The organism is Prosthecobacter sp. (genome assembly GCF_014879935.1).
GTDB lineage: Bacteria > Verrucomicrobiota > Verrucomicrobiia > Verrucomicrobiales > Verrucomicrobiaceae > Prosthecobacter.
The window spans coordinates 15,769-27,625 of the sequence record NZ_JACSRD010000060.1 but is presented as its reverse complement, the minus strand read 5'-3'; the positions used below and the strand labels follow the sequence as shown (position 1 = coordinate 27,625).

Genomic DNA, 11,857 nt, shown 5'->3' with positions numbered 1-11,857 from the left:
CGCGCCACGCGCCTCCAGCTAAACGAGTCTTGCCTCCGCCTCCTGCTCGGATACACTCCTTCACGTTGTCGAAGTGAATTTCATGTTCGTCTAACGCACGTTTTTCAACAGTCCACACAACAGGCAGCCCAAGACCAAGCGCGTATCCCGCCTCGAAGTAAATGCCACCGCGGTGGAGTGAAAGATCAGCTACCACAAATCGGCTTTTGCGGATGTTCGCGATGATTTCGTCATCAATACGGTTGTTATGTTCTTTGCGATCAATTCGCACAGGATTGTAACCCGCACTAGAAATCCCAACGTGCAGTCCCTTTTCGTAAAATGGGATAAATCGCTCAGCGAATGGCATGGCTATAAAAACATCCCTGCTGCCTAAATTGGGTGCCCTCAGGCTTTCCACAAGCTGCCAGCCTTTTAGCGATATACTGAACTTTTGCGGCTCTGTTTTGCCAATGTATCCTTGGCTAACAAGATAGTTGTTTATCAACCAATCCAGCTCTTTCCGGTCAACGGATGCCGACAAGGCAAGCCACTTCAACGGACGCAGTTCCAAGTCTGAATAGTTTTTCTGAGCATAGGTGTCCGAGCGAGTCGAATCACGTAGCTTCAATAGATCCGAATCCACCCTGATTTCAGCATCGTGAAATGTATCCCCAGGTCTTGGATAAGCCGCTGCGAGTCCAAGAAGCAACTGCCTTCCTTTTTCAGGCAATGTCGGCTCAACCACTTGTTTCAGGATCGATAAACTTTGGTTGTCGATCATGAAGCCCTGATTCCTACGCAAAAACCAAGAAGCGCACGCCCGCTGCTGCGGAGAGCATTCGTGCTGCGGAAGAAAAGCCATTGCCATTGAGGTGATTCTGAAATCACCACAACATGCGCATTCAACTTGGTAGATCCCGTCGGGATTTAGGCAAACAGATGGCAATCCACAGACAGGACATTTCTGTCGGAAATCGGATGGGCTGCGTTGCATGACGGCTCCTTCATTAGGCTCACTTCACCAGCCTCACCAGCAGATCCTTGCTCTCGACGCTTTCGCCGATTTTGACGCAGATCTCGCTGACGGTGCCGGCAGTCGGTGAGGCGACGGCGGCGAACATTTTCATGGCCTCCAAGGTGAGCAGGGTTTCGCCTTCCTTCACTTTTTGGCCGACGCTGACGGCGATGCTGGCGACCATGCCGGGCATGGGGGCGCCGACTTGGCTGGAATCGGCGGGATCGGCCTTGGTTTTGGTGACGGCGTTTTTGGCGAGGGCTTTGTTGGTGACGGTTGTGTGGCGTGGGTAGCCGTTGAGCTCGAAGATGGCGGTCTGCTGGCCGGCGGCGTCGGGCTCGGTCATGTTGAGGAGGCGGACGAAGAGTGTTTTGCCTTCTTCAAGGCTGATGTGGATCTCCTCCTTGTCGCGCAGGCCGTAGTAGTAGGCGGGCGTGGGCAGCACGGAGACATCGCCGTGGGCCTTGCGGAAGTCGGCGAACTTCAGGAAGACATCGGGATACATGAGGTAGCTCCAGACATCGTCCTCGGTGGGGTCTTTCTTCAATTTGCCCTTCAGCTCAGCGCGGACGTCGGCGAGGTTGATCTTTGCGGCGTGGGTGCCGGGGCGGCCTTTGATGCGTTTGCCGTCCTTGCCGACGATGGCATCGGCGAGCTTGTTCCACTTCTTGCGGCTGTCGGCGGCCTTGTTGGCCTCCATTCCGTAGAAAGGCTCGCCGAGCCAGCCTTCGAACATGCTGGTGACGTCCTTGCTCCACTTCGTGCCGGTGAGGTTGAAGATGTCCGCGGGCTTCACTCCACGCGCGACGCACTCGATGGCGAGGTCGCCGACGACTTTGCTTGAGGGCGTGACTTTGACGATGTCGCCGCAGAGCTGGTTCACCTCGGCGTAAGCGTGGGCGATCTCCGGCCAGCGCGGGCCGAGGCCCATGCCGATGGCTTGCTCTTTGAGATTCGTGTACTGGCCGCCGGGCATCTCGTGGAGATAGACCTCGGCGGTGCCGTAGGGCTCGGCGGTGTCGAACGGCTTGTAATAAGCACGCACGGCAGCCCAGTAGTCGCTGAACTCCTGCAACGCCTCGGGATCGAGGCCGGTATCGCGCGGCGTGTGCTGCATGGCGGCGACGAGCGAATTCAAATTCGGCTGCGAGGTGCCGCCGGAGAGCGAGGAGATGGCCGCATCGACGACATCGACGCCGGCGAGCGAGGCCTCGAGGTAGCTCGATGCATTCAGGCCGCTGGTGTCATGCGTGTGGAAGTGAATCGGCAGGCCGACTTCATCCTTCAGCGCCTTCACGAGCTTCTTCGCGGCAAAGGGGCGGACGAGTCCGGCCATGTCTTTGATGCACAGCATGTGCGCACCCATCTTTTCGAGCTCCTTGGCGAGGCGGACGTAGTATTTGAGGTCGTACTTGTCGCGCTTCGGATCGAGGATGTCGCCGGTGTAGCAGAGCGTGCCTTCGCAGATGCTCGTGGTGTCCTCGCGCACCGCTTCCATCGCGGCTTTGAGGTTCGGCAGGTAGTTCAGCGAGTCAAAGATGCGGAAGATGTCCATGCCGTTCTGCGCGGCATGTTTGATGAAGCCTTTGACGACATTGTCCGGGTAGTTCGTGTAGCCGACGGCGTTCGAGCCGCGGAAGAGCATCTGAAGTAGGATGTTCGGCACCTTCGCGCGGATCTGGCGCAGACGCTCCCACGGGTCCTCACGCAGGAAGCGCATGCTCACGTCAAACGTGGCACCGCCCCACATCTCCAGCGAGAAGAGATTCGGCGTGCGACGTGCGACCGCATCGGCCACGGCGAGCATGTCAAAGGTGCGCATGCGCGTGGCGAGCAGCGACTGATGCGCATCGCGCATGGTGGTATCCGTGAGCAGCAGGCGCTTTTGTTTGGCGACCCAGTCTTTGCAGAACGTCTCCGGCCCCATCTCGCTGAGCAGGTCCTTGGTGCCCTTCGCGGGTGCGATGCGGTGATCGTATTTCGGAATCGGCGGCGTGACGAACACACCGCTCGGCTTGTGCCCTTTCGCGAAGGGATTGCCGTTCACGATGGTGTCCGCGAGGTAATTTAAGAGCTTCGTGGCGCGGTCTTTGCGGGCGACGAACTTCAGCAGGTCGGGATTGTTATCAATGAAGCGTGTGGTGGCCTGTCCGGCGCGGAAATCGGGATGATGCACCACGTTCATGAGGAACGGGATGTTCGTCTTCACGCCGCGGATGCGGAACTCACGCAGGCCGCGGTCCATGCGGTCGAGCGCCTGCTCATACGTGCGGGCAAAAACGGTCATCTTCACCAGCATCGAGTCATAATACGGCGTGATGACCGCATTGGTCGCGCCGAGAGCGCCATCGAGTCGGATGCCGAAGCCACCGGCGCTGCGGTAGGTCAAAATTTTGCCAAAGTCCGGCGTGAAGCCGTTTTCCGGATCTTCCGTCGTGATGCGGCACTGCACGGCAAAGCCGCTCTTCTCGATCTTTTCCTGCACAGGCAGCGCGAGCGGCTCGTCGTGCATTTTGTGACCCTGCGCGATGAGGATCTGGCTGCGCACGATGTCGATGCCGGTGATCTCCTCCGTCACGGTGTGCTCCACCTGGATGCGCGGATTCATCTCGATGAAATACCACTCGCCTGACTCGTGATCGACGAGGAACTCGACCGTGCCGGCGTGGGTGTACTTCACTTCCTTCGCCAGCTTCACCGCCGCATCGCACAGACCGTCGATGATCTCCTGCTTCACGCCATAGCTCGGCGCCTGCTCGATCACCTTCTGATGGCGACGCTGCACCGAGCAATCACGCTCATGCAAATGCAGCACCGTGCCGTGTTTGTCGGCCAAAATCTGCACCTCGATGTGCTTCGCCTTGCCGACGAATTTTTCCAAAAACACCGCGCCATTGCCGAAAGCGCGCTCTGCCTCAGTTTGAGCCTCATCGAGCAACTTTTCGAGGTCCTTCGCCTCACGCACAATGCGCATGCCGCGACCACCGCCACCGAAGGCCGCCTTGATGATCAGCGGAAAGCCGATTTTCTTCGCCACGGCGATCGCTTCCTTGCGATCGCTCACCGGCTCGTCCGTGCCTTCGAGGATCGGCACGTTCAATTTGCGAGCGACATTACGAGCGGCCGTCTTGTCGCCCATCATCGTCAAAATCTTCGGATCCGGCCCGATGAAGATGATGCCTGCCTTTTCGCAGGCCTTCGAGAAGTCCGGATTTTCGCTCAGGAAGCCATAACCCGGATGAATCGCATCTACGCCCTTCTCCTTCGCCAGCGCCACGATGCCCTCGTAGTCGAGATAAGCCCCAAGCGGCCCCTTGTCCTTGTTCAGCTCATACGCCGCGTCCGCCTTGAAGCGATGCGGGCAGAAGCGGTCCTCCTGCGCATAAATGCCCACCGTGCGAATCCCCAACTCCGTCGCCGCCCGCATCACACGAATGGCAATTTCAGAGCGGTTCGCGACCATCAGCTTTTTGATCGGTCGAATCGACGAAACAGCAGCGAGTTCTGCTTTGGTGGAGGCTGGTTTTTTGGACATGGTTGGGGGTGGTTGGAAAAGCGCCGCGCATAGTCTCGCGGAAACGTGGCGAGGCAAGGCTGGCGCGGCGATTTTCGGCACCGGAAACCAAGATTGGCCGCGAACCTGCTTTGACGGGCGAAAAGGCCGGATTTCCGGCCGCCAGCCGCATGTCCATCCACGTCGCCCTTCATCACCGCACCAGCTACAGCTACGAACGTCCCATTTCACTCGGTCCCCAGGTGGTTCGTTTGCGGCCGGCACCGCATGCCCGCACGCGCATCCTGGGCTACTCGCTGAAGGTCACGCCGGAACAGCATTTCCTGAACTGGCAGCAGGATCCGCAGTCGAACTACCTCGCGCGGCTCGTTTTCCCGGAGAAGACCACGGAATTCAGCATCGAGGTCGAAGTGGTGGCGGAGATGGCGGTGTTCAACCCCTTCGACTTCTTCCTGGAGCCGGACGCGGAGCATTTCCCCTTCGCCTACGACCGGTCGCTGGACCATGAGCTGGCTCCCTTCCTGAAGTCGTGTGAAGTGACGCCGGCCTTTGGGAAATACTTCGCGGCCGTCAAAAAGGACATCCTCGGCAATGCATCGCTGCCGCATGCGCCGGGAACGCATTCCGAAGCCGGAGGAGACACGCATGCCCACGGTGTTTTGCCGGAAACGGGCCAGATCAAGCCGGGTACGGACAAGAAGCTGCGCACGATCGACCTGCTGGTCGCTCTCAATCAGCGCCTGTGGCAGGACATCAAATACACCATCCGCATGGAGCCCGGGGTGCAGACGCCGGAGCAGACGCTGACGCTGCTCAGCGGCTCCTGCCGTGACTCGGCCTGGCTGCTCGTGCAATTGCTGCGTCACCTCGGCCTCGCGGCACGATTTGTCAGCGGCTACCTCATCCAGCTCAAAGCGGACGTGAAGTCACTCGACGGTCCGAGCGGCACAGAGGTCGATTTCACCGACCTGCATGCCTGGTGCGAGGTGTATCTGCCCGGCGCGGGCTGGATCGGCCTGGATCCGACATCAGGCCTGCTTGCGGGTGAAGGACACATCCCGCTGGCGGCGACGCCGGAACCGTCGAGCGCCGCGCCGATCAGCGGTTTGGTGGAGCCTTGCAAAGTCGAGTTCGACTTCGGGATGAAGGTGGAGCGCATTTACGAGTCTCCACGCGTCACGAAGCCCTACACCGAGGAGCAGTGGGCGGAGATTGCCGCCCTCGGCCATGCCTTGGACAAGGAACTCGTCGCCAACGACGTGCGACTGACGATGGGTGGCGAGCCCACCTTCGTTTCGATCGACGACATGGACGGTCCCGAGTGGAACACGCAGGCCGTGGGCGAGATGAAGATGCGTCTTTCCGACGAACTCATCAAACGCCTCAAGAAGCGCTTCGCTCAAGGAGCCTTTCTTCATTACGGCCAGGGCAAATGGTATCCCGGCGAGTCGCTGCCGCGTTGGGCCTACGCCTGCCATTGGCGCAAGGACGGCCAGCCGATCTGGGCGCATCCGCACCTGTTCGCCGACATGCAGACGAACTACGGCGCGGACGAAAACACCTCCGCGCGGTTCGTTCACGCGCTGGCCGAGCGTCTCGGCTGCGGCGGGAAGTGGATCATGCCGGCCTATGAGGACGCGTTCTACTACCTGTGGCGGGAGCGCAAGCTGCCGGTGAACGTCGATCCGCTGAAATCCAATCTGAAGGACAAGGAGGAGCGTGCACGGCTCGCCAAGGTGTTTGAGCAGGGCCTCGACAAGATCATCGGCCACGTGCTGCCGTTGAAGCCGAGCTGGAACAATGGCGTCCGTTGGCAGACCGGGCCGTGGTTCCTGCGCTCGGAGCGCTGCTATCTCATTCCAGGCGACTCCCCCATCGGTTATCGCCTGCCGCTGGATTCGCAGCCCTGGGTCACCTCCACGAGCTATCCCTACATCCACGAGCAGGACCCGATGGAGGAGCGCCCGCCGCTGCCGGAGCGGCAGCAATTTGTGCGCGGCATCGCCGGTGTGCCGCCATCGTTCTGGCGAAAACTTGCTCAGCGTCGCGGACCGCCCGGTCTTGAGGAGCTTTCACCCGAAGAACGCGAAAAATTCATCGATCCGGCCTTCACACCGCCCGGCGTTCAACAATCCGCCGACTGGATCGTTCGCACAGCGGTCTGCGTGCAGCCGCGGGATGGCAAGCTCTTCATTTTCATGCCGCCGACGCAGAGCTTGGAGGAGTACCTCCACTGCCTGGGCGCCATCGAGGATGTGGCGCTGGCGCTCGACCAGCCAATCGTGCTGGAAGGCTACCCGCCGCCCTTCGATCCGCGCATCAATACGCTCAAGGTCACGCCTGACCCCGGTGTGATCGAGGTGAACGTGCATCCGGCCAAGACTTGGGACGAAATGGTGAATGTGACCGAGGGTCTCTACGAGGAGGCACGGCTCACACGCCTCGGCACGGAGAAATTCATGGTCGATGGCCGCCACACCGGCACCGGTGGCGGCAATCACATCGTCATCGGGGCGGAGGCGCCGAAGGACAGCCCCTTCCTGCGCCGCCCGGACCTGCTGCGCAGCCTGGTGAGCTACTGGCAGAACCATCCCTCGCTCAGCTTCCTCTTCAGCGGCCTGTTCATCGGCCCCACGAGCCAGAGCCCGCGCATCGACGAGGCGCGCAACGATTCGCTCTACGAGCTGGAAGTCGCGTTCAAGGCCGCGTCGCAAAGCGGTCACGTGCCGCCATGGCTGGTCGATCGGCTGTATCGCAACCTGCTCATCGACGCGACGGGCAACACGCACCGCGCCGAGTTCTGCATCGACAAATTGTATTCGCCCGACAGCAGCACCGGACGCCTCGGCCTGGTGGAAATGCGTGCGTTTGAAATGCCGCCGCATCCGCACATGAGCCTGGCCCAGGCATTAATGCTGCGCACGCTCATCGCCCGCTTCTGGAAGGAGCCGTATGAAGCGCCGCTCGTGCGCTGGGGCACGGACATTCACGACCGCTGGATGCTGCCGCACTTTGTGTGGAATGACCTCGAAGACGTCTGCCACGACACGAAGCTGGCCGGCTATGAGTTGAAGCCGGAGTGGTTCGCACCGCATCAGGAGTTCCGCTTCCCCATCGCCGGCGACTGGGCCGCACGGAACGTCCATGTGGAGATCCGGCAGGCTTTGGAGCCCTGGCATGTGCTCGGCGAGGAAGGCGCGGCCGGTGGAGCCGTGCGTTTCGTCGATTCCTCGCTCGAACGCGTACAAATCAAGGCGCAGGGCCTCGTCGAAGGCCGCTACGCCATCACCTGCAACGGCAAAACCGTGCCGCTGCATCCCACCGGCACGCATGGCGAGTACGTCGCCGGTGTGCGCTACCGTGCGTGGCAGCCCTCGAGCTGCTTGCAGCCGACGATCGGCGTGCATTCACCGCTCACCATCGATCTCGTCGATCTGTGGAACCAGCGCTCGCTCGGCGGCTGCACCTACCACGTCGCCCATCCGGGCGGCCGCAGCTACGACACCTTCCCGGTGAACTCCTATGAGGCCGAAAGCCGCCGCCTGGCCCGCTTCTTCCGCCACGGCCATACGCCGGGCAAACTGAAGCCCGCGCCCGCCGTCCCGAATCCCGAGTTTCCATTCACGCTGGATCTGCGGTTGGCCTGAAGACATTCCAGCGACTGCTTCTCGCTGATCCGAACGTCGCGCCAACTGCCTCAGGCTGTCATCCAGTGAATCCAGATCCACCAGCCAGCACGCGCACGCCACGCTTCGCCAAGCCGGCGGCGAGATTCACCATCGTCTTGGTTTTGCCCACGCCGCCTTTTTGATTCGAGATGCAATGATGCGCATGAGGCTCAGCCCAATGCCCCATCACAGCAGCACTCACCAAGTTTCATCCGCGTTGCCAGACAAAGCCGCTCATCGTGGAAAAGTCATGTGGACAGGCCGCCGGTCCTCCGGTGTCTGAAAACCAAAGACCCGCCTTGAGTTTGTTTACTTCAGGTGGATTAGTTCAAGGAATCTTTGAACTGTGACACCTAAAGCAATCAATCTCCGACAGCTCAACCTGCCCCAAGGGATGCCTTTGAGCATCGAAGACCTGGGGCGAGCGGGGATCTCGTCGGCGCTGGCGCATGAGTATGTGACGACGGGTTGGCTCGTGCGCCTGGGGCGCGGCGTATTCATGTTCACAGGGGATCAACTGCGGCGCGATCCGAGCATCCAGTTTTTGGCACGCAGCCTGCCTAATCTCCATGTGGCCGGAAAGACGGCGCTGGCATGGCAGGGTTTCGTCCAAAATCTCGCCCCGCGTGAGGTCATCTGCCTGCATGGGTTGAAAAAGGCGACATTACCGGACTGGTTCCAGGAGCGGTTTCCCGCCCGATACCATGCGGGCCGGCTTTTTGATGAAGAACTGCCCGAGGACCAAGGACTCGCCACGCTGCCCGAATCACCCGACGGCCCTCTCGTTTCCGCCCCGGAGCGGGCGCTGCTCGAAATGCTCAGCGAGGTGGGCGTGCATCAGGAGGCTGACGAGGCGCGTGGCATCATGGAGTCGCTGCGCAGTCCGCGCATGACACTGCTGGGCGAGCTTTTGCGCCACTGCCAGAAAGTGAAGGCCGCGCGGCTTTGCGTCGTGTGGGCGGAGGAACTCGGCCTGCCGTGGGCTGGCGCAGCGCGTGAAGCCGCCACAGGTAGGCTCGGCCAGGGGCGCTGGATACGCCGGCTCAAAGACGGCAGCCTTCTCATCGTCAAATCGTGATGAACCCCGACTACGTCCAAACCGTCCGCCTGCTGCTGGCCGTGGTGCCGGAGGTCTTCCAGGGTGACCACTTCGCTCTGAAAGGCGGCACGGCCATCAATCTGTTTCTGCGGGACATGCCGAGACTGTCCGTCGATCTCGATCTGGTCGTGCGCGATCACACGCTCACGCGGGAGGCGGCGTTTGCGATGATCTCAGGCCAGATGGAGCGGATGCAGACGGCTCTGGTGAAAACCGGCTGCGTTTGCGAGATCGGAGTCACTCGTGATGGCAATGAAGTGAAGCTCTTTGTGCAGCGCGGCCGCCAGCGGGTGAAGGTGGAGGTGAACCACGTCTTTCGCGGCACCGTGCTGCCGGTGGAGACACGACCGCTGGCCCCGAGGGCGCAGGCACTCTTCCAGACCGGTCTCGAAGTCCCCGTGCTTCACACGGCGGAACTCTACGGCAGCAAACTCGTCGCCGCGATGGACCGGCAGCACCCGCGTGATCTTTTCGACGTGCTCAGGCTCTACCAAGAAGGCGGCCTGACCTCGGAGATGATCGAATGCTTCGTCTGCTACCTCGCCGGGCACAACCGGCCCGTGCATGAGGTGCTCTCCGGCAACCGGCTGAACATCGAACCGGCATTTGTGAACGAATTCGCCGGCATGGCCGACGGCACCGTGGCTCTGCCCGAGCTGCTGGAGGTGCGTGAAAAGCTCTTCACCGAGATTCTCAACCGCTTGAGCGACGAGCAACGCCAGTTCCTGCGCGGACTCGTGCTGGCCGAGCCGGACTGGAGCCTGATGAAGCCACCGCATCTATCCGCCATGCCAGCCATCGCCTGGAAGCTCGCCAACCTCCGCCAACTCAAGAAGTCCAACCCGAAGAAGTTCCAGGCACAGGCCGAGGCGCTTGAGAGGGCTTTGGAGAAGAATGTCTCGGCAACTCCCAGATCTTTGAACCGCTGATAAGACGCTAATCTGACGCTGATGAATTCTGATTAGCGTCTCATAAGCGTCAAATTAGCGGTTAGTTGCCCGGGAAACGAACGTTGCGCCGCTGTCGGACTCGGGCAGAATCGCTGGATGAAACCGGTGGTCGCCCAAATCGCTCATCTCATTCCCAAACTGCGCCCAGCGGATCGCGATACGGTGCGCAGCATGCTGGATAACGGATGTTGTATCGTTGAGTGTGATAATGACTCGAAGTTTGTGCGCCTCAATCGTCATAGATGCGCACGCACGAAAGCCTCCACGGTTATCAACTATCGCTAAACCACATCAAAACTGGTTCCAGTATCTCGCCATAATGAAAAAGCATTTTATCCTCTACCTCGACATACTCGGCTTTTCGAACTTAATCGACACGCCTGATCAGGCGCTTGAGGTGCTAAGAATAGTTGATTCGCTGAATGTGCATCGACATGAAGACTTCGAGGTTATCTTTTTCTCGGATACGTTGCTCGTGTTCAACAAACTTGAGATAAGGAGCGAAGACGATTCGAAACATGCGGTCATGTTTTTGTGCGAATTTGCCAAGGATTTGCTGTTTCGGTGTCTAGGCAAAGGCTATTTCTTCCGGGGCATTATCACTCATGGTGATTTTCATCGCGAGCGAATGAAAAACGTTGATGCGTTTTTCGGTCCAGCCACACGTGATGCTCATAAAGCGGAAAAAGAACTGAAAGCTGTAGGTTTGTTTATCGACAATTATTGTCTGCAATTCAGCAGTGTGTTTCATGCTAGACGCTACAACGAGCGGTTTAGTTTTGTCTTTTTGACACAAGCAATCAAAGAACTCCACTTTCATCATAATTCGCCTGCCAATAATGCCGGAAGTTCACCAAAGAGCGACGAAGCTGCTGGCGTAGCGTTTCCGTTGGACTGGATTTTAGTCTTTGCTAGCGGGCTGGAAGATGTTCTCACCAAAGAATGCTCATTTTTGCACTCGATTGGTTCTGCCATGAAAGCGCAGATCGACGAACCCATCCGGAGAAAGTATGAAACAACATGGGGCCTGTATAAGGACCAATATCCCACATTTATGAAGGCTTTTGTCGATGCGGGGATGCAACCTGACTTTATCTCCCAAGGAGATTGGTCACCGGCGAAAGCGTTGCTTCAGGAATGGGAGTCGCAGAAGTTTTGAGGCCCCCTTAAGGCGACACTCACCTCCCCAGCCGCTCCAGCACAGTCTTCGTGATGCGCACGACATGCGCGTCGTTCCCCTATAAGCCATGCGCCCAATCGGTGGTGGCGGTGGCGAAGACGGTGCCGTTGTTCGTGTAGAGGCCGAGGCAGGCGGCGCCGGTGCGGCCGATCTCCCATTTCTTATCCCACTCGACGTCGTCGATGTACAAGCGCGGGGGCAGGTGCCGAGGACTTCGAAGGTCTTTGTGCAGAGTCACCGCCGCGCTATCGTGTGCGCTGCTGGAGAGCCGGGCCGCGAGCATGGCATGCCGGGTTCCTCCCTGAGTCTGCCAAAAGCGCGGCCTCTGCCACGAATGCGTCGGTGATCCAACGCCAGACCGAGAAAGCACTCCGATACGAACGCACGCTGACGCTGGCCTGGTGTGAGGCGGCAACGAGATCGATGCCGGTGGTGGAAAAGCTTCTGCC

At 59.7% G+C, this 11,857-nt stretch carries 6 protein-coding genes and 2 pseudogenes; 4 read left to right on the top strand and 4 right to left on the bottom strand.

The annotated features are described in order from the left end of the window. Together IAE77_RS02040 and IAE77_RS02035 are read right to left on the bottom strand one after the other, a co-directional pair. Positions 1-763: pseudogene (locus IAE77_RS02040) on the bottom strand (hypothetical protein); the annotation flags it as partial. 232 nt (positions 764-995) lie between these two features. Then, entirely contained in the window at positions 996-4,532 is a 3,537-nt protein-coding gene (locus tag IAE77_RS02035; RefSeq protein WP_294221049.1) for a pyruvate carboxylase, read from the bottom strand. A gap of 149 nt (positions 4,533-4,681) precedes the next feature. On the opposite strand from IAE77_RS02035, the gene IAE77_RS02030 reads away from it, so the two are divergent. After that, positions 4,682-8,158 (top strand): transglutaminase family protein, encoded by a 3,477-nt coding sequence (locus IAE77_RS02030; protein WP_294221046.1) that lies wholly within the window; start codon positions 4,682-4,684, stop codon positions 8,156-8,158. An 85-nt stretch (positions 8,159-8,243) separates the two neighbouring features. Here IAE77_RS02030 and IAE77_RS02025 read toward each other — a convergent pair. After that, a pseudogene (locus tag IAE77_RS02025) lies at positions 8,244-8,366 on the bottom strand (AAA family ATPase); the annotation flags it as partial. A 159-nt stretch (positions 8,367-8,525) separates the two neighbouring features. Here IAE77_RS02025 and IAE77_RS02020 point away from each other — a divergent pair. From IAE77_RS02020 to IAE77_RS02010, 3 genes are all read left to right on the top strand, one after another. After that, the gene (locus tag IAE77_RS02020) at positions 8,526-9,257 is read left to right on the top strand and encodes a type IV toxin-antitoxin system AbiEi family antitoxin domain-containing protein (RefSeq protein WP_294221043.1); all 732 of its coding nucleotides are present in this window, start codon (positions 8,526-8,528) and stop codon (positions 9,255-9,257) included. After that, positions 9,257-10,207 (top strand): nucleotidyl transferase AbiEii/AbiGii toxin family protein, encoded by a 951-nt coding sequence (locus IAE77_RS02015; RefSeq protein ID WP_294221056.1) that lies wholly within the window; start codon positions 9,257-9,259, stop codon positions 10,205-10,207. Before IAE77_RS02020 ends, IAE77_RS02015 begins: the two co-directional genes overlap by 1 nt. 340 nt (positions 10,208-10,547) lie before the next feature. Then, a complete protein-coding gene (locus tag IAE77_RS02010) occupies positions 10,548-11,387 on the top strand; it encodes a hypothetical protein (RefSeq protein ID WP_294221041.1) in 840 nt (279 codons plus the stop codon). Between the two features lie 79 nt (positions 11,388-11,466). On the opposite strand, the gene IAE77_RS02005 is transcribed toward IAE77_RS02010, so the two are convergent. Beyond that, positions 11,467-11,598 carry a hypothetical protein gene (locus IAE77_RS02005; protein ID WP_294221039.1) on the bottom strand — a complete coding sequence of 44 codons (132 nt, stop codon included), beginning with the start codon at positions 11,596-11,598 and terminating at the stop codon, positions 11,467-11,469. Positions 11,599-11,857: the final 259 nt, after the last annotated feature.